Below are 20,378 nucleotides of genomic sequence, written 5' to 3' on the forward strand. Positions count from 1 at the left end.
ATTAGTATACTTACTTTTAAAAGTTAGCACAAAAAAATCTAACGATTAGAAGCCGGGACATTAATGAGGCTTTTTATTTAGTTAGCACAAAAAAACTAAAAGATATAATTTTTCAAAAAAAAGTGTAACCTGATATGAAATTATCGTGTCTATAGATATATAAGATAAAAATAATAAAACTAATTAGAAAGGGATAAAAATGAATACTAAAAAGAAAAATTATATAGAAGGTTTAGATGCAATGAGAGGAATCGCAATTCTGGGAGTTGTTTTTTATCATTTAATACCAGGCAAATTTCCAGGAGGATTTCTTGGAGTCAATATGTTTTTTGTTTTATCAGGATATTTGATTTATAAAGGGGCAGAATGGGAAGTGACTAATGGAAAATATTCTGTTCAAAAATTTTACATGAAACGAATAAAGAAAATTTTCCCACCATTAATAATTATGATATGCTCGGTGTGTGGAATGTTAGCGATATTTATACCGGAAGTGTTAAAAGGAAAAACAAGTGAAATTATTAGCGTTTTTGGAGGATATAATAATTTGTGGCAAATTCAACAAAATGCATCATATTTTGCCAGAATGAGTAACCAGTCGCCATTTACACATTTATGGGCTATAGCTATAGAAATGCAATTTTATATTGTTTGGCCTGTACTGTTTTTCATGATAAAACGTAGTGAAAAGTACTTTTCTAAAAAGAAAACTTTAATAATAATTGCTTTAGTAGTGTTAGTTGGCGGAGCGTGGATGAGTGTTTTGTATAGTCCACAAAATGATGTATCAAGATTATATTATGGGACAGATACAAGAATGTTTTCGCTTTTGATGGGAGTGCTTGTAGCAATTATACAAAATAATTTAAAGCATAGCGAGTCAAAAATAGTTTCATATGCCAAAAACATTTTTTTAGTAATGTTAAGTGTGTTATGCATATGTGGATACTTTATTGTAGAAGGACAGAGCGCATATGTATATTTAGGAGGACTGTTCGTAAATAGTGTTATTTGTGCATTAATTGTTTTACTGATGTCTGGCAGTGGATTTAGTAGAGTAATTGAAAAGAGCCCTCTAACTATTGTTGGAAAGATAAGTTATGAAATATATTTATGGATGTATCCTATTATATTTATCTTTGGATATTATAAGGCAAATTATGGAATCACATCATGGGTAATACAGATATTGTTGATTTTAGGTATTGCAATAGTTCAAAATTGCTTTACAAAACGTTTAAACACCAATCGAATAAGAGGCAAAAAAAATAAATTTGTTAAAAGTTATTTAGCTAAGAGTTATTTATCTGCATGTATAGTTTTGATTATGTGTATTTTGACTGTTAGATGTGACTTGTCAAAGGTATTGAATAGAACATTAATAAAAGCTGATGAAAACAAAGTAGTAAGTGAGATGAAAAATGAAAACAATTATGAGAAAAAAAATAATGACATAGCAAATAATCAAGAACCTGTAACTTTAAAAAATGAACAAGTGAATAATAAAGATTATACTAATGAAAAAAAGAAAAAAACAAAAAAGCAGCAAATTAAAAATGAAAAAATTACAATAATAGGAGATTCTGTATTGTTAGGAGCATCAGCCGAAGTGAAAAAAATAAATCCTAATATAATTATTGATGCAAAAGTATCAAGACAGGTATCACAGGCAAAAGATATTGTTAAGAATTTAGAAAGAGAAGGAAAACTAGGAGATATTGTTGTTATTGCATTGGGAACAAATGGAACATTTTCTTCTTCGACAGGAAAAGAATTGATTAAAGCTATTGGTGCAAAGCGACAGATATATTGGGTAAATGTTTTTGGCGAACATTTGCAGTGGCAGGAAGAATCAAATCATATGATTGAAAGCATTGTAAACGAATATAAAAATGTGAATTTAATAGATTGGTCAACATATGGAGAAAGTCATAAGGACTGGTTTGTGAATGATGGAATTCATTTAACAGAATCGGGGTGTAAGGCTTACGCAACGTTGCTATATAATAATATTTTAAATAATATAAATACGGATAACTGAAAATAGATTTTAGTAAGGAAATTAAAATGAAAAATTCGTCAATTAATCAAAAAAAAATAAATGAAATAGTGGATGATGAAGTTATTATCAAACAATTTTTTGAAAGGGATGAAAGAGCAATTGTAAATATAGAACAAAAATATGGTAAATATTGTTATTCAATAGCTTTTAGAATTTTGTTAAATGAAAAAGATACAGAGGAGTGTATAAATGATACATGGCTGAAAGTTTGGGATTCCATACCACCGATAATTCCGGAGATTTTATCAGCGTTTATTGGAAAAATAACAAGAAATCAGGCAATTAATAAATATAAATATGAAAATGCAAGCAAAAGAGTTAATTCAAGAATTGAAAAGACATTAGATGAATTAAATGAGTGCGAAATTCTATTGAATAATAATGTGAGTGAAGAAATGGATAGAAAAGAATTAGAAAATTCAATTAATAAATATCTCGAAAAACTGCCAAAACAAAAAAGACAAATATTTGTACGAAGATATTTTTATTTGGATGAAATAAAAGAAATTGCGGATAGGTTTAATCTTAAAGAGTCGGCAGTAAAAGTGTTATTGCATAGAATGAGAAGAAAATTAAAGAGCTATTTGGAAAATGAAGGATATGAAATATATTAAGGAGAATAGGCATGGACAATAAAAAAGAAAAAATCAGTAATTTAGAATTGCTGGAAGCTATGAGTGGAATTAATGAAAAATATTTAAAAGAGGCAGATTCTTTATGCATTAAAAAAAAGAATTATTGGCATATGGCAGTTGCGGTTGCAGCAGTAATTATATGTACAATAATAATTCCTAATATAAATGAATCAACAGCATATGCTATGCAAAAAATACCTTTTGTAGGTGCATATTTTGAAATGGTCACATTTAGGCAATATAAATTTGATGATGGCAAAAATTATGCAGATATTAATTTGAAAAAAGTGAAAAATAAAACAGAAGATACGGAATTAGAAATTAGAGAAAACGCTGATAAATCTGAAGAAAAAATAAATCAGGATATGAAGAAAAAAACAAATGAACTTATTAAAGAATTTAGAAAACAAGTTGGTGGCTTAGGGTATTCTTCTTTAAAGGTGAATAATACTGTAGTTACAAATTCAATTGATTATTATTGCATTAAGTTGTCAGCATATATGTCTCAGGCAGATGGTTATGAAGTAAACTATTTTTATACAATTGATAAAAAGACAGGACAAGTGATAAAATTAACAGATTTGTTTAAAAAAGATAGTCAATATGTAGATGTAATTACTAAAGATATAAAGAAACAGATGAAAAAGAAAATGAAAGAAAATTCACAGTATAAATATTTTATAGATGAAGAGGAAAAATATACAACATTTGAAAAAATAGATGAAAATCAACAGTTTTATATTAATAATTCAGGTGAATTAGTTATATGTTTTGCAGAAGGAGATGTTGCACCGGCATATATGGGCGCATTAGAGTTTACAATATCACATAAAACAATCCAAAATATTTTGAAATAAATAAAAAAGACTAATGTAATAATAAAAGGATTTATGCAATAATTAAAAAGGTAAAAAATTTTTAGTTATTGCGTTAAATCCTTTTTTTGTTGAGTTGAAAAAATTACAATATTTCTTTGCTCATATTACTGTTATGATACTTTTTGTCATATGTGACATCTTCTCCGAACCATTCAGGTGGAATAAATGAATTGGCATCTTCGATAGAATTAAATTCGACTTCTACCAGTAAACGACCATCAAATATATCGTGGAAAATATCTAACTCAGCTGTTAGAGAATTAAATAGAGGAATGAGATATCGTGTTTTTGTAATAATATTACCATCGGCTTTTGTCAAAAGATGAAAATAACTTTTTTGATTCAGAGGAAGATTATATTCTTCTCTAGACATCATTCCGCTACCTTTATATGTAAGAAAATAATCCTCATCCTGTTTTCTGATTCGAATAACAGGAGAAGTATTTAAATAAGCCTGTTGAATATCGTGGTGTTCATAAGAGTCTAAATTGTCAGGAAGACATTTAGGAATAAATTTGCGTTCTATTTCCATAAAAATACCATTATAACAAATACGTTAATACCTTTCATAAAATATAGTTGTATAACAAAACATTAAATACTAGAATAATATTATCAGTTTGCTATAATAAAGGCAAGAAAAGTACAAATATAAAGAAAGTGATTGTACAGAATAAAACTAATAAAATGATATAGAAAGGAATAAATATCATGAAGAAAATATATGCATTTTTAGCACAGGGATTTGAAGAAACAGAAGCGTTAATGGTAATCGATTTAATGAGAAGAAGCCATACAATTGATGTTGTTACAGTATCCGTAACGGATGAATTAATGGTTGAAAGTTCTCATAAAGTAAACATTATGGCAGATAAATTAATTAAAGATATTAATTTTGATGAAGGAAATGGAATTTTTCTCCCGGGAGGTATACCGGGCACACCTAATCTTGAGGCATGCGATATGTTGAAACAGGCAATATTAAAATATTATAAGGAAGGCAAGTATCTTACAGCTATATGCGCAGCACCAAGTATATATAGTCATTTGGGCTTACTAAAAGATAAAAGAGCTACATGTCATGGAAGTTTTGAAAAAGAAATGGATTGCAAAGAATATGGTGGAAGCGTAGTTACTGATGGACAGTTTGTTACTGCAAACGGATTAGGAGCAGCATTAGAGATGGGACTTGAAATGGTATCTATATTAGACAGCGAAGAAAAAGCAGGAAGTATTGCTGAAGCAATTCATTTTAATAGATAGTAAATCTGCATGATAAAGAATTGATAAAATGCAATAGTTAAAACACTTAGAAGTTTATAATTTATATAGAGAAAGTTTACAAATAATATTATATAAGTATTAAATAAAAAAATAATAATTGATAAAAATAGAGTTGAAAAAGTTAATAAAAAAATGATGACAGTATCTTGCATTTATGTTATAATGTTGTACTGCGTATAGGGTGTAGTATGCCCTGTTGCAATCAAAAAGATAGAAAGATGGACACTGACTCATAGTCCATTTTACATATTCAAGGAGGAAATATTAAGATGAGTTTACAAGTTGAAAAGTTAGAAAATAACACTGCAAAGCTTACAATTGAAGTACCTGCTGAAGAGGTTGAAAAGGCTATAGAAAGTGCATACCAGAAATCTAAATCTAAATTCAGCATTCCTGGATTTAGAAAAGGTAAAGTACCTCGTAAGATGATTGAAAAGATGTATGGCGTTGGCGTATTTTATGAAGATGCTGTAAATAGCATGATTCCTGGAGCTTATGCTGATGCTGCAACAGAAAGTGAATTAGAAATCGTTGCTCAGCCTGAAATCGATATAGTACAGATTGAAGCTGGAAAGCCATTTATCTTTACAGCAGAAGTAGTATTAAAACCTGAAGTAGAACTTGGAAAATACAAAGGAATTGAAGTAGAAGCTAAGGATACAACAGTAACAGATGAAGAAGTTGATGCTGAATTAGCAAAGGTTCAGGAACAGAACTCAAGATTAGTTGCTGCAGATGATAAAGAAGTGGAAAATGGAGACCAGGTAACAATCGATTTTGAAGGATTTGTTGATGGTGTTGCATTTGAAGGTGGAAAGGGTGAAGATTATCCATTAACAATTGGATCACATTCATTTATTGACACATTTGAAGATCAGTTAGTAGGAAAGAAAGTAGGAGACGAAGTTGAAGTTAACGTTACTTTCCCAGAACAGTATCAGGCTGAAGAACTTGCAGGAAAACCAGCAATGTTCAAGGTAAATATTAAAGAAATCAAGGTTAAAGAACTTCCTGAATTAGATGATGATTTCGCTCAGGATGTATCTGAATTTGATACACTTGCTGAATACAAGGAAGATGTTAAGAAGAACCTTGAAGAAAAGAAGAAAGAAGAAGCAGAACAGCAGAAAGAAGCTGATGTAATTAAAGCAATCGTTGAAGATGCTAAGATGGACATCCATGAAAAGATGATTAAAGCACAGGCACAGCAGATGGTTGAAGATTTTGCTCAGAGAATACAGTCACAGGGAATTTCTTTTGAACAGTATATGCAGTTTACAGGTTCAACACCTGAAATGTTACTTGAACAGGTAACACCACAGGCTGAAGAAAGAATTAAAGCAAGACTTGTATTAGAAGCAGTTGTTAAGGCTGAAAATATCGAAGTTTCAGATGAAGAATTCGAAAAAGAATTAGAAGAAATGGCTAAACAGTACAATATGGAACTTGATCAGATTAAGCAGTTCACAACAGATGCTGATAAAGAGACAATTAAGAAAGACATCGCAGTACAGAAGGCTGCTAAGTTAGTAGTTGACGCTGCAAAATAAATAACAGAAACAGGAGGTATGGCACATGAGTTTAGTACCTTACGTCATTGAACAGACTAGCCGAGGCGAACGTTCATATGACATTTATTCAAGATTATTAAAAGACAGAATTATATTTCTTGGTGAAGAGATTAATGATGCTGTAGCAAGTATAGTTGTAGCACAGTTATTATTCCTTGAATCCGAGGACCCAAGTAAAGATATCCATCTTTATATTAACAGTCCGGGAGGATCAGTTACTGCAGGAATGGCTATATATGATACAATGAAATACATCAAGTGTGATGTTGAAGTTACATGTATCGGTATGGCAGCAAGTATGGGTGCATTCCTTTTATCAAGCGGTACAAAAGGAAAACGTTACGCACTTCCTAATGCAGAAATTATGATTCACCAGCCACTTGGTGGTGCTCAGGGACAGGCAACTGAAATTCAGATTGCTGCAGAGCATATTTTAAAAACAAAGAAAAAGTTAAATGAAATTTTAGCTAGCAATTCAGGTCAGCCACTTGAGGTTGTGGAAGCTGATACAGACAGAGATAATTGGATGACAGCGAAAGAAGCTCAGGAATATGGTTTGATTGATAAGGTTATTGAAACAAGATAGCATGTAATTTATAAGGCACCGCATTAGTGGTGCCTTATTGTTAAAATTAGAAAGAGGTTATGATGGCAGGTAAAAATTTTGATGATAGCAATGTACGCTGCTCATTCTGTGGTAAATCTCAGTATCAGGTAAAGAGACTGATTGCAGGCCCGGAAGGAGTATATATATGTGACGAATGTGTAGAGACTTGCGCAGAAATTGTTGAAGAAGAGGTATACCATGCGCAGGATAGTGCTGTTACAGATGACATCAACTTACTTAAACCAAAAGAAATAAAAGAATTTTTGGATTCATATGTTATAGGACAGGATGAGGCAAAAAAGGTTCTTTCAGTAGCTGTATACAATCATTATAAGAGAGTATTGGCAGGAAATGATTTGGATGTAGAATTACAGAAATCAAACATTCTTATGTTAGGACCAACAGGTTCCGGAAAGACATATTTAGCACAGACTTTAGCAAAAATTCTTAATGTACCGTTTGCAATTGCTGATGCAACTACTTTGACAGAAGCAGGATATGTTGGAGAAGATGTAGAAAATATATTACTTAAACTTATTCAGGCAGCGGATTATGATATTGAAAAAGCACAATATGGAATTGTCTATATTGATGAAATAGATAAAATAACAAAGAAATCTGAAAATGTATCAATCACTAGAGATGTTTCAGGTGAAGGTGTGCAACAGGCATTACTTAAGATTTTAGAGGGAACAGTAGCAAGTGTACCACCTCAGGGAGGAAGAAAACATCCACATCAGGAATTGCTTCAGATTGATACAACAAATGTTTTGTTCATCTGTGGAGGAGCATTTGATGGATTAGAAAAAATTATTGAAAACAGAATGGATCAGAAAGCAATTGGTTTTAATTCTGAAATAACAGATAATACTGAAATGAATAACGATGCGTTATTTGGCGAAGTAATGCCACAGGATTTGGTTAAATTTGGAATTATTCCTGAGTTTATAGGACGTGTGCCTGTAACAGTTGCATTAAAATCATTAGACGAAAATGCATTAGTGGAAATTTTAACAAAACCAAAAAATGCGATTGTAAAACAGTACGAAAAGTTATTTGAACTTGATGGAGTAAAATTAACATTTACGGATGAAGCTTTAAAGACAATTGCTAAAAAGTCGTTTGAAAGAAAGACAGGGGCAAGAGGATTGCGAGCAATTATGGAGCAGACAGTATTAGATGTAATGTATGAAACACCTTCAGATGAAACAATCGAGGAATGCATTATTAATGAAGATGTAGTAAACCAGTTAGCAGATCCTGAGTTAAAGTACAAAAATAATTTGGATGCGAAAATAAAAAGAGCAAATAAGAAAGCAAAGAACGAACAGATTCAACCAGCTTAATGTAAGGGAGTAGAAATGCCAGACGAAATGTTAAATTTGCCGGTAATACCACTTAGAGGATTAACAATATTGCCGGGAACGACAGTTCATTTTGACGTCAGCAGAAAACAGTCTATTGCAGCAGCGAATGAAGCTGTGACGACAGGCGAAAAATTATTTGTAGTAACACAAAAAGACCCGGTGGTAGACGCACCGGGTTTTGATGACGTTTATAAAGTAGGAACTGTTGTTGAAGTAAAACAACTTAATAAGATGCCTGACCGGATAGTGCGTGTGATGGTTGAAGCAAAAGAAAGAGGAATAATTCATTCTTACAATGAAGAAAATTCATGTATTAAAGGCGATATTGAAATAATTAAAGAGCCGGATGAAAAAATTACTCAGGTTAGAGAAATTGCATTATTAAGAGAACTTAAGGATGAATTAGCACTTTATGATGGTATTAATCATGAATTGACACCTGTTGGAATAAAAAATATTGATAATCAGGAGTCATTAAGTGGTACAATGCTTCAGATTATTATGAGAATCCGAATGGATTTTAAAACAAAGCAGAAATATTTAGAGGCAAATACACTACTTGAAAGATATGAAGTGATTTTGTCATTTTTCAGTATTGAAAATGAAATAAGTCAGGTAAAAGCTGAAATTATAGAAAAAGTTAAAACAAATATAGATAAAAATCAGCGAGAACATATTTTAAGAGAACAAATGAGAGTCATCAGGGATGAACTTGGCGAAAATGATGCTACGTCAGATATTGACGAGATGATTGAAAAAACTAAAAAGTTAAATGCTGATGATGAAATAAAAGAAAAAATATTAAAAGAAATAAAAAGATTACGTATGTCAGCGGGTAATCCGGCAGATAGTAATGTATTAAGAAATTATATTGAAACTATGTTGGATATGCCATGGAATAACTGCACGGAAGAAAATCAAAATGTAGAAGATGCTGAGAAAATTTTAAACAGAGATCATTATGGACTTACAGATGTAAAGGAAAGGATGCTCGAATTTCTATCTGTAAGGGTTTTAACAAAAGATAAAGGCGAAAGTCCAATTGTTTGCTTAGTAGGGCCTCCGGGTACAGGTAAGACATCAATTGCGCACTCAATTGCAGAGGCATTAAATAAAAAATATGTCCGTATATGTTTAGGAGGAGTTACAGACGAGTCTGAGATAAGAGGACACAGGAAAACATATGTTGGAGCTATGCCTGGTAGAATTGCAACTGCTATCAGACAGGCAAATACAGCTAATCCTCTTATTTTACTTGATGAAATTGACAAATTAGGTCAAAGTATTCATGGTAATCCGGCAGCAGCAATGTTAGAGGTGTTAGATTCAGAACAAAATTCTAAATTCAGAGACAATTATTTGGAAGTGCCTTTGGATTTATCGAAAGTAATGTTTATTGCAACAGCTAATGATTTGTCAACTGTTCCAAGACCGCTTTTAGACAGAATGGAAATAGTTGAAGTATCAAGTTATACAGATAATGAAAAATTCCATATTGCTAAAGAGCATTTAATTCAGAAAGAATTAGAGCAAAATGGTTTGAAAAGATCACAACTTACAATATCTGATGAAGCAATAAATAAAATTATAAAATATTATACAAAAGAAGCAGGTGTCAGAAGTCTTGACAGAACAATTGCAAAAATTTGCAGAAAAGCAGCTAAGATAATAGTTGGAAAAGAAAAGAAAAGTATTAAAGTAACATCGAAAAATATTACTAAATATTTAGGAAAAGAAAAATTCCGCCAGGATGAAGCAAATGAAAAGAATGAAATTGGAATTGTTAGAGGACTTGCATGGACTAGTGTAGGTGGAGACACATTACAGATAGAAGTAAATACAATGCCTGGAAAAGGAATACTGGTTTTAACCGGAAATCTAGGCGATGTTATGAAAGAGTCAGCACAGATTGCGCTTAGTTATGCAAAAAGTGTTGCCAAAGAATATGGCGTTGACAGTAAATTCTTTAAAGAGAATGATATACATATGCATATTCCGGAAGGTGCAGTTCCAAAAGATGGACCATCAGCGGGTATAACTATGTCAACAGCAATAGTTTCAGCCATTGCAAATATTCCTGTAGACAGATATTTAGCAATGACAGGTGAGGTTACTCTTAGAGGAAAGGTTCTTCCTATAGGTGGACTTAAAGAAAAATTGTTGGCAGCAAAAGATGCGGGAATGAAAAAAGTACTTGTGCCGGTGAAAAATAAAACTGACGTAGAAGAATTCTCAACTGAAATTACTGATAGACTAAAAATAGTATATGTTTCAGAAATGACTGAAGTATTGAAACAGGCGTTAGTTAAATAATAACGACATATAAATAGAAAGGTAAATCAACATGATAATAAAGAGTGTAGAATTAGAAAAAGTTTGTGGAGTTACAAGCGTAATTCCGGACAATGATAAACCTGAAATAGCTTTTGCCGGTAAATCAAATGTAGGTAAATCATCATTGATAAATGCGTTAATGAATAGAAAATCATTGGCTAGAACATCTTCACAGCCTGGAAAAACACAAACAATTAATTTCTATAATATTAATGATGAATTATATTATGTTGATTTGCCCGGATATGGATATGCAAGTGTATCAAAAGAAGTTAAGGCAAAATGGGGAAAGTTAATTGAAAGATATTTGAGAAACTCTAAGCAGTTACAATGTGTGTTCTTATTGGTAGATATTAGACATGCACCGTCAACTAATGATGTAGAAATGTATGAATGGATCTTGGCAAATGGGTTCTATCCGATTATTATTGCAACAAAGCTGGACAAAATAAAAAGAAGCCAGGTTCAGAAAAATGTAAAGATAATTAAGGAAAAACTTAACGTGGAACCGGGAACAATTATTATTCCTTTTTCAGCTCAGACAAAACAGGGAAGAGATGAAATATGGGATATCATAGATCAGATTACAAAGGAGTAGATAAGAAATGGCAATGGATTCGGCTACATTGTATAAATTAATGATTTTATACATGCTTAATAAGGTTGATTTTCCGTTAACAAATTCACAGATTTCAGAATTTTTCTTAGAAAATGAGTATACGAATTACTTTTCATTACAGGAATCGATAAATGAGTTATGCGAAAATAATTTCGTGTTTTCGGATACAGTAAGAAATACATCATATTATCATTTAACATCAGAAGGAAGAGAAAGTTTAAAATTTTTTGAAAATAAAATTCCTAATGCAATAATTGATGATATGGATACTTTTTTGATAACAAATAAGTATGAACTTAGAAATGAAGTCGGAACAGTTTCTGACTATTATAGAGTAAATGATGGAGATTATATTGTGCATTGTCAGGTAAATGAAGATGCAAGTACATTAATTGAAATAAATCTGACTGTACCAAATAAAGAAAGCGCTGCAAAAATGTGTGCTAAATGGAAAGATGCAAGTCAGGAAATATATGAAATGGTTATAACAAAACTGACGAAATAGCCTTTGGCTATTTTGTCAGTTTTGTTGTAAAGAAAAAATAATGTATATCATGTTCATATGAATTATACGCTAAAAAGACTATGAATTAAAATGAGTAGTGAATAAAAATAGGTATTAAATTTATATAGACTATAAATAAAAATGTATAATAATTTGAAACGATGTTAATTGATGCACTTAAGACAAAAAGAGAGAAAGGAATAGTAATTATTTAAATAGAAAGACAACTACAAATAAAAACAAAGAGTTGGTTGTAAAGAAAATTAATAATTAGATGGTAATAGAGAGATGGATAAAAAAGGAATATTAGAATTAAAAAGAAGAATGACAAAAGATGGCTGTACATTTACAAAAATGACAGGATGTTATGTGGATGGAGAAAAAAATAAGATTGTAAATATAGATGAAAATTTCTTGGGATTAGAGGAAGAAGAATTTTATAAATACCTTGAAATTGCCAAGAAAACATTGTCAGGTACAATAGGCAATAATTTAATGGAATATGAATTTCCATTAGCTGAAGAGGAACCGGGAGGACATCAGCAAAGTCTTATGGCAATTAAGTCAAGTCAGTTAAAGAATGAAGAAATGCTTGAGTCATTTTATGATATGGTAATAGAAAATTATGAACATACAGGAAATTATCTAATTTTATTATTCCATGATGTTTATGATGTAATGACAAAAACAACAGACAATAATAAGTTAGATGAGTCAGAAGAGATATTTGAATATATCATATGCTCAATATGTCCTGTGGCTTTAAGTAAACCGGGACTTGGATACAGAAAAGACGAGAATAGAATTGGAACAGTAGACAGGGACTGGATTGTCGGACTTCCGGAAAGCGGATTTTTATTTCCGGCATTTACAGATAGAAGTACGGATATACATAATGTTATGTTCTATTCAAAGGATGCAAAAGAACCACATAAAGAATTGGTAAATAATATTTTAGGATGTGAAAGCAAACATACAAATGCAGAAAAACAGGTTATTTTTAATAATTTGTTATTAGAGCATGTACCTGAAGATGACCATAAAGAGGTGTTGATCAAAGTTAATGAAAATTTGGCAGATGTAATAGAAGAAAAACCGGAAGAAAAATTAACAGAAGAAGTTGTTGCGCAGGTTATTACTGAAAGTGGCGTAATGGGAAGTGTTGCGCAGAGTATCGCGGAAGAATTTGTGCATACATTAGGTGAAGAATTACCTGAAGCAGAAAATATTGTTGACCAAAAAATTGTGAAACAAAGTGCTGAGAAGAAGGAAAAGATTGAACTTACAGCAAAAGTGGAAGCACTTACAGCAAAGTTAGAAGAAGCAAATGAAACTATTGCAAATAGCACAATTAACAATGACGAAGAAGAAACACAGGAGACAGATGATAATGAAATTTTTGTAAGAGTTTCAGGTGATAAGAAAGATGAAATAAGAACCCAATTAATTGAAGGACAAAAGTGCATTGTGATTCCTGTATCGGAAGAAGATAACATAAATATTGTGAAGCGTTAAAATTTTTAAAGAGTACAATATCATTCAGAGTTTATAATCTTACTTCATTAAAATGATTATAAAAGAGGAGTTGCAATTACATAAAAGATCTACTGATAAAAAGGAGGAGAAGTGAAAAAATTATCTGCATATATATGGAAAAATAAACTTAGATATATTTTGGCAATAGGCTCGATGATTCTTGCAGTAAGTCTTGATTTAATGTCACCGCAGCTTACAAAACATATTATTGATGATGTTATTGTAGGTGGACAGATAGGCAAATTAAAATATTTACTTGCAGGAATTTTGGCAATAGGCGTAGGAAGAGCGGTATTTCAATATATAAAAGAATATACATTTGACTGCTTAGGTTCTGATATAGCAAGTTCTATGCGAAAAGATTTATTTATACATACACAGAAATTGAGCCAGGATTTCTTTGATAGAACGGATACCGGTGAATTGATGTCAAGAATTAAGGATGACGTTGATAAAATCTGGGATGGATTAAGCTATGTAAGTATGCTGTTGATTGAAGTGGTAATACATACATCAATAGTATTATTTTGCATGTATACAACAAACGTTAAACTTGCGATTATACCTACAGTAGCCATGATTTTTTGTGGATGTATTGCTTTAATTATGGAAAGAAAACTAGGAGCAGTGTATGAGGAAATAAGCGAAGAAAATGCCGAGTTAAATACTGTTGCGGAAGAAAATCTTGCAGGAGTCAGAACAGTTAAGGCATTTGCCAGAGAAAAATATGAAATAGAAAAATTTCTGAATCATAACAACAGATATTATGAATTGAATATGAAGCAGTCAAAAGTATTTGTAAAATATTATCCTTATTTTTCTGTAGTAACAAAAATTTTACCGCTATTAACATTACTCGCAGGCGGGAAAATTGTTATTGATGGAAGAATGTCTTTGGGACAATTGGCTGCAATGGTAGAATATTCAAATAATATAGTGTGGCCGATGGAAATGCTTGGATGGCTTACAAATAGTTTCTCATCAGCAATTGCATCTAATAGAAAATTAAAGAAAATTTATAATGAAGTACCAACAATCAAAGAAAAAGAAAATCCTATAATTCTTGATGAGGTTAAGGGTAAGATTACTTTTGACCATGTGGCATATGGAAAAGAAGGAAAACATATATTAAGAGATGTTTCTTTTGAAGTACAACCTGGAGAAACACTTGGAATTATGGGAGAAACCGGGTCGGGAAAATCTACAATAATTAATCTTATGTCAAGATTTTATGATGCTGATAAAGGAAAAATATGTCTTGATGATGTTGACATAAGGGATATGAAACTAAGTCAGGTAAGAGAAAGTATTTCTCAGGTTATGCAGGATGTATTTTTATTTTCCGACACAATAGCTGAAAATATCAAACTTGGTAAAAAGGACTACATAAGTGAGGAAGAAGTAGAGATAGCTTCAAATAATGCACAGGTAAGTGAATTTGCTACTAAAATGAAAAATAAATATAATACTGTAATAGGTGAAAGAGGTGTTGGACTGTCGGGAGGACAGAAGCAGAGAATCAGCATAGCGAGAGCATTTGCAAAGAAAAATCCAATACTGATATTAGATGATTCTACATCAGCACTGGATATGGAAACAGAGCAACAGATTCAGGAAGCATTAAGGAAATTAGATGGTGTTACAAAGGTTATAATAGCCCATAGAATTAGTGCTGTGAAAAATGCTGATGAAATTATAATTCTCAAAGATGGAATTATCGCTGAGAGAGGAAAGCATCAGCAGTTGTTAGAAAAACATGGCCTTTATTATGAAACATATCAATCTCAATATGGTGATGTAGAAGGGGGTGAAGTGAATGGCTTATAATTCATATAAAGAAGATGAAAAAAGCGTAGAAAAAAGTAAACTTCAAACTCTTAAAAGATTGCTTTCTTATTTGTTAAAATACAAGTGGACAATAGTGTTAGTTTTGATGCTTATGGGATATTGTGTAGTTGTAAGTTTAATAAACCCTCTAATAATTGAGTCAGCAATAGATAATCATATTGGAAATAAAGACTATATAGGCTTATACAAATTATTAATTATAGCGTTAATTATCAATTTAATTGCAACATTTGCCATTAAACTTAGAATGTATATAATGGCTAAAATGTGTAATCAGATATTACTTACAATTAGGCAGGAATTATATACTCATATACAAAAACTTGGATTTAAGTTCTTTGATAGTAGACCTACAGGAAAAATATTATCTAGGATTATCGGAGATATAAATTCCTTAAAAGATGTGCTGTCAAATTGTGTAACAACATTAATACCTGATTTTATTACAGTATGTGCAGTTGTTATTATTATGTTTTCTAAGAATCCAAAACTTGCAGTAGCAGCACTTATAAGTACACCTTTTATGGCAATTGCAATAACAATGATACAGGTTAAGGCTCATCCAAGATGGCAGACTTTTAGAAAAAAATCTTCTAATTTAAATGCGTTTTTGCATGAAGATATGTCGGGAATGAAAATAATTCATAGTTTTACTGCTGAAAAAGAAACAGAAGAAACATTTGATGAGTTACTAAATGAACATAAATCATCATTCAGATCAGCTGTAAGATTAAGTGACTGTTTTGGTTCTGTTATTGATTTCTCATGGGGATTTGGATGTGTTGCATTATATTTTATAGGAATTGTTGTATTGAAAGATGAAAATATTTCTGTAGGTACATTTTTGGCATTTGGAACATATATTAATATGTTTTGGCAGCCTATTAATAATTTAAGCAATTTCTATAATCAGATAACAACAAATATTGCAGGAGCAGAAAGAATATTTGAAATTTTAGATACAAAGCCTGAAATAGAGGATGAGAAAGGTGTTGTCGATTTACCTGATATAAAGGGTGAAGTTACATTTGACCATGTTACATTTGGATATGATGAAGAAAAAGTATTAGATGATGTAAGCTTTGTTATTAAACCGGGAGAAACGATAGCGATAGTTGGACCTACAGGAGCAGGAAAATCAACTATAATAAATCTTATCAGTCGATTTTATGATGCAAATGAAGGAAGAGTGTTGTTAGATGGTTATGATGTAAAAGATGTTTCGATAGAAAGCCTTAGAAAACAGGTTGGAACAATGACGCAGGAAAATTTTATTTTTTCAGGAACTGTCAAAGATAACATAAGATATGGAAAATTAGATGCAACAGATGAAGAAATAATCGAAGCTGCTAAAGCTGTTAATGCTCATGAATTTATAATTAAGCTTGATAAAGGCTATGATACTGAGTTGTTAGAGCGTGGTGGAGGATTATCTATAGGTCAGAAACAGATTTTAGCATTGGCAAGAACAATGGTTTCAAAACCTAAAATACTTATACTTGATGAAGCAACATCAAGTATAGACACAAAAACAGAATTAATAGTTCAAAAAGGGATTGATAAATTGTTGAGTGGAAGAACTTCTTTTGTAATTGCACACAGATTATCTACAATAAAGAGAGCAGATAGAATATTTGTTGTTGATAATGGAAAGATAATAGAAGAAGGAAATCATAGACAATTATTGGAAAAGAAAGGTGCATATTATAATTTGTATATGGCACAGTTCAACATATAACACGAATTGCTACGTTCTTCGAACTCTCGCAATTCTACAAAATATATGAGAAAACAGTTCTATCGGACTATGAATATTCTTATATAAATATATAACACGAATTGCTACGTTCTTCGAACTCTCGCAATTCTACAAAATATTCGAAAACCACCCTATCGGGCTATTTTCTCATATTTTGGCGATTCATAAAAAAGACTGCGTTTTCATGCAAGCATGAACGCAGTCTTTTTTTGAATCTGGTGTTATATGTTTTCTTTTACGGCTTTGCTTACTACTTCGGCAACTTCAGGATTGAAGGCTTCAGGTAAAATAAAGTTTTCGCTTAACTGGTCATCAGGAACGAGAGAAGCAATTGCATTAGCAGCAGCTAATTTCATTTCTTCAGTAATCTGCTTTGCACGACCTTCAAGAGCACCCTTGAAAATTCCAGGGAAGGCAACAACATTGTTAACCTGATTTGGAAAATCAGAACGTCCTGTACCAACGACCCTTGCACCTGCTTCTTTAGCAAGGTCAGGCATAATTTCAGGTGTAGGATTTGCCATTGCAAATATAATAGCGTCTTTGTTCATTGAAGCAACCATTTCCTTAGTTACGATGTTTGGAGCTGATACACCAATAAATATATCTGCACCAACCATTGCATCGGCAAGAACACCATTTTTTCCTTCAAGGTTAGTTACCTGAGCCATTTCCTTTTGAGCCCAGTTTAAATCTTTAACATCATTTGATAATATTCCATATAAACCGCATATTGTAAGGTCTTTAAAACCATATTTTAATAATAATTTTGAAATTGCAATACCGGCAGAACCATCACCATTTACAACTACCTTACAATCTTCTTTTTTCTTTCCGACAACTTTTAAAGCGTTGATAATACCGGCAAGAACAACGATTGCTGTTCCGTGCTGATCATCATGGAATACAGGAATGTCTAATAATTCTTTAAGTTTACTTTCTATTTCAAAACATCTTGGAGCAGAAATGTCTTCAAGATTAATACCACCGAATCCGGGAGCAATTCTAACAACAGTGTCAATGATTTCCTGTGTATCCTGTGTGTCAAGACAAATTGGAACGGCATTTACATCACCGAATTCTTTAAAAAGAACAGCTTTACCTTCCATAACAGGCATGGCAGCGTAAGGGCCGATATTTCCTAAACCTAAAACAGCACTTCCGTCTGAAACTACGGCTACTGTATTTGCCTTCATTGTGTATTTATAAACATCTTCCGGATTGTTAGCAATTTCAACACAAGGTTTAGCAACACCCGGTGTATATGCAATTGATAAATCCTCACGTGTTTTGATTTTACATTTTGCTTCTGTACTGATTTTACCTACTAAATCAGCGTGGAGCTTTAAAGCTTTTTCATCTGTTGTCATAATAACCTCCAAATATAATATAAATAGTAATAAATGTATATTTTAAACATATACATAAAATCAGGTGTCTGAAGTATAGTAGTAAAAAATACATTTAAACACCTGTTTATAAGCATAACACATTTTTAAAAATTACACTATTATTTTTAAAAAAGATGTGTTAATATAAAAACAGAATCTAGACTCAAGTGGGTTTCCCACACATTTCCCGGATTTAATAATAAATATTGAACAGATAGATAGTGAAAGGACTGGTGCATTTATGAGAGAAAAGTTGCAGTCATTACCAGTGAGCGAATTACGAGCCATTGCAAAGGAAAATGGGATTAAAAGTGTAACAAAGTTAAGAAAACAGCAGTTAGTAGATATGATTTTGGAAGTGAATGAGCGAAATCAGAAAAAGCAGACTGAAGCTGCCAAAAAAGAAGAAGTTAATAATGATAATAAAGAAAATATACAGATAGCAGAAGTAAGTACTGAAGAAAAAGAAGATAAGCCTGAAAAGGAAGTAAAGAAAAAAAAGTCAGAAAATAAAGAAAAAAATTCAGAAAGTAATAAAGAGTTAAAGACAGAGAAAAAGAATTCACATAAATTGGAAGGAAAGACTGAACATAGAATAATAAAAACACATTCTAAAAATGAAAATAAACCGGTACAGAAGGTGCAAAAAACTGAGAAGAGAGATCCTCAGCCAACAGATGAAGGAGATTTTAAATCAGGAATACTTGAGGTTATGCCGGATGGATTTGGATTTATCAGATGTGATAACTATATGCCTGGAGATGATGATGTTTATGTGGCACCATCACAGATTAAAAGATTTAATTTGAAAACAGGAGATATATTAGAAGGAAAAGTAAGAGCAAAGAGAGAATCAGAAAAGTTTGGAGCTCTTTATTATTTAGATAAAGTAAATGATGAATCATTAGAAAAAGTTATTTCCAGACCAAATTTTGAAGATTTAACTCCTATATTCCCTAATAACAGACTTCATTTGGAAACACCATCTGAAAATATGGCAATGAGAATAGTTGATATTATCAGCCCAATTGGAAAGGGACAAAGAGGAATGATTGTGTCTCCACCAAAAGCAGGTAAGACAACCCTTTTAAAACAGGTAGCAAAATCAATTCAGACTAATAATCCTGAAATGAAAATGATTATTTTATTAATAGATGAAAGACCTGAAGAAGTTACAGATATAAAAGAAGCAATTGAAGGGGAGAATGTAGAGGTAATTTATTCTACATTTGATGAATTACCTGAGCATCATAAACGTGTTTCGGAAATGGTAATCGAAAGAGCAAAAAGATTAGTTGAACATGGAAATGATGTAATAATTTTATTGGATAGTATTACAAGACTTGCAAGAGCATACAACATGACTGTACCGCCAAGTGGAAGAACTTTATCAGGTGGTTTGGATCCGGCAGCACTTCATATGCCAAAGAGATTCTTTGGTGCTGCAAGAAATATGAGAGAAGGTGGAAGCCTGACGATTCTAGCTACAGCATTAGTAGATACAGGAAGTAAGATGGATGATGTTGTATATGAAGAATTTAAGGGAACAGGTAATATGGAATTGGTTCTTGATAGAAAATTATCTGAGAAGAGAGTATTCCCGGCTATTGATATAATTAAGTCAGGTACAAGAAGAGAAGATTTATTATTAGATAGTGAAGAATTAGGAGCATCTTATGTAATAAGAAAAGAAATTAATGGAATGAAGAAAGAAGACGCGGCAGAAAGAATAATTAATTTATTCTATAGAACAAAAAATAATAAAGAATTTATTTCAAAAATTTCAAAAATAAAAAATAATGATGGACCAACAAATTCAACAGGTGCTCACAGATTCACGTAATTTTTGTCGAATCATTATAAAATAAAGTGACATTTAATAAAAAAAGGTTGCTAATAGTAAAAGCATATGCTATAATGACTAGGCTATTGAGTTAAGACGGATTGGCGTTGCCAATAAGCATAAAATTTAATTTAAGGAA

At 31.6% G+C, this 20,378-nt stretch carries 16 protein-coding genes; 14 read left to right on the plus strand and 2 right to left on the minus strand.

What is annotated here, in order from left to right:
• Positions 1–199: 199 nt before the first annotated feature.
• The 3 genes from N5B56_RS07670 to N5B56_RS07680 are packed head-to-tail and all read left to right on the plus strand — an operon-like array spanning position 200 to position 3,554.
• Positions 200–2,041: an acyltransferase family protein gene (locus N5B56_RS07670; RefSeq protein ID WP_260978681.1), complete on the plus strand. Its 1,842-nt coding sequence runs from the start codon at positions 200–202 to the stop codon at positions 2,039–2,041.
• Between the two features lie 26 nt (positions 2,042–2,067).
• Positions 2,068–2,676 carry an RNA polymerase sigma factor gene (locus N5B56_RS07675; RefSeq protein WP_022088221.1) on the plus strand — a complete coding sequence of 203 codons (609 nt, stop codon included), beginning with the start codon at positions 2,068–2,070 and terminating at the stop codon, positions 2,674–2,676.
• Positions 2,677–2,687: 11 nt separating this feature from the next.
• Entirely contained in the window at positions 2,688–3,554 is an 867-nt protein-coding gene (locus N5B56_RS07680) for an RsiV family protein (protein WP_022088222.1), read from the plus strand.
• Positions 3,555–3,657: 103 nt separating this feature from the next.
• On the opposite strand, the gene N5B56_RS07685 is transcribed toward N5B56_RS07680, so the two are convergent.
• Positions 3,658–4,107 carry a CYTH domain-containing protein gene (locus N5B56_RS07685; RefSeq protein WP_022088223.1) on the minus strand — a complete coding sequence of 150 codons (450 nt, stop codon included), beginning with the start codon at positions 4,105–4,107 and terminating at the stop codon, positions 3,658–3,660.
• A gap of 179 nt (positions 4,108–4,286) precedes the next feature.
• Here N5B56_RS07685 and N5B56_RS07690 point away from each other — a divergent pair, with 179 nt between their 5' ends.
• From N5B56_RS07690 to N5B56_RS07735, 10 genes are all read left to right on the plus strand, one after another.
• The gene (locus N5B56_RS07690; RefSeq protein WP_147586393.1) at positions 4,287–4,838 is read left to right on the plus strand and encodes a DJ-1 family glyoxalase III; all 552 of its coding nucleotides are present in this window, start codon (positions 4,287–4,289) and stop codon (positions 4,836–4,838) included.
• A 290-nt stretch (positions 4,839–5,128) separates the two neighbouring features.
• On the plus strand, positions 5,129–6,409 hold the full coding sequence (gene tig, locus N5B56_RS07695) for a trigger factor (protein WP_117910325.1): 1,281 nt from the start codon (positions 5,129–5,131) through the stop codon (positions 6,407–6,409).
• A 25-nt stretch (positions 6,410–6,434) separates the two neighbouring features.
• The gene (clpP, locus tag N5B56_RS07700) at positions 6,435–7,016 is read left to right on the plus strand and encodes an ATP-dependent Clp endopeptidase proteolytic subunit ClpP (protein ID WP_022088226.1); all 582 of its coding nucleotides are present in this window, start codon (positions 6,435–6,437) and stop codon (positions 7,014–7,016) included.
• A gap of 62 nt (positions 7,017–7,078) precedes the next feature.
• Positions 7,079–8,383: an ATP-dependent Clp protease ATP-binding subunit ClpX gene (gene clpX / locus N5B56_RS07705; RefSeq protein WP_117910327.1), complete on the plus strand. Its 1,305-nt coding sequence runs from the start codon at positions 7,079–7,081 to the stop codon at positions 8,381–8,383.
• A 15-nt stretch (positions 8,384–8,398) separates the two neighbouring features.
• A complete protein-coding gene (lon, locus tag N5B56_RS07710) occupies positions 8,399–10,717 on the plus strand; it encodes an endopeptidase La (RefSeq protein WP_260978682.1) in 2,319 nt (772 codons plus the stop codon).
• 31 nt (positions 10,718–10,748) lie between these two features.
• The gene (yihA, locus tag N5B56_RS07715) at positions 10,749–11,336 is read left to right on the plus strand and encodes a ribosome biogenesis GTP-binding protein YihA/YsxC (RefSeq protein WP_022088229.1); all 588 of its coding nucleotides are present in this window, start codon (positions 10,749–10,751) and stop codon (positions 11,334–11,336) included.
• Positions 11,337–11,343: 7 nt separating this feature from the next.
• Positions 11,344–11,862 (plus strand): DUF4364 family protein, encoded by a 519-nt coding sequence (locus N5B56_RS07720; protein WP_022088230.1) that lies wholly within the window; start codon positions 11,344–11,346, stop codon positions 11,860–11,862.
• Between the two features lie 288 nt (positions 11,863–12,150).
• Positions 12,151–13,377 carry a DUF4317 domain-containing protein gene (locus tag N5B56_RS07725; protein ID WP_260978683.1) on the plus strand — a complete coding sequence of 409 codons (1,227 nt, stop codon included), beginning with the start codon at positions 12,151–12,153 and terminating at the stop codon, positions 13,375–13,377.
• A gap of 111 nt (positions 13,378–13,488) precedes the next feature.
• Entirely contained in the window at positions 13,489–15,225 is a 1,737-nt protein-coding gene (locus tag N5B56_RS07730) for an ABC transporter ATP-binding protein (protein ID WP_022088232.1), read from the plus strand.
• The gene (locus tag N5B56_RS07735; protein ID WP_260978684.1) at positions 15,215–16,984 is read left to right on the plus strand and encodes an ABC transporter ATP-binding protein; all 1,770 of its coding nucleotides are present in this window, start codon (positions 15,215–15,217) and stop codon (positions 16,982–16,984) included. The genes N5B56_RS07730 and N5B56_RS07735 overlap by 11 nt, the downstream gene beginning before the upstream one ends.
• A 242-nt stretch (positions 16,985–17,226) precedes the next feature.
• Here the strand turns inward: N5B56_RS07735 and N5B56_RS07740 are convergent, their stop codons facing one another.
• The gene (locus N5B56_RS07740; RefSeq protein ID WP_260978685.1) at positions 17,227–18,375 is read right to left on the minus strand and encodes an NAD(P)-dependent malic enzyme; all 1,149 of its coding nucleotides are present in this window, start codon (positions 18,373–18,375) and stop codon (positions 17,227–17,229) included.
• Between the two features lie 262 nt (positions 18,376–18,637).
• Between N5B56_RS07740 and rho the strand changes: the two genes are divergently transcribed.
• Positions 18,638–20,239: a transcription termination factor Rho gene (rho, locus tag N5B56_RS07745; RefSeq protein WP_260978686.1), complete on the plus strand. Its 1,602-nt coding sequence runs from the start codon at positions 18,638–18,640 to the stop codon at positions 20,237–20,239.
• Positions 20,240–20,378: the final 139 nt, after the last annotated feature.

The organism is Eubacterium album (assembly GCF_025336545.1).
Taxonomy (GTDB): Bacteria; Bacillota; Clostridia; order Lachnospirales; family Lachnospiraceae; genus Eubacterium_U; species Eubacterium_U album.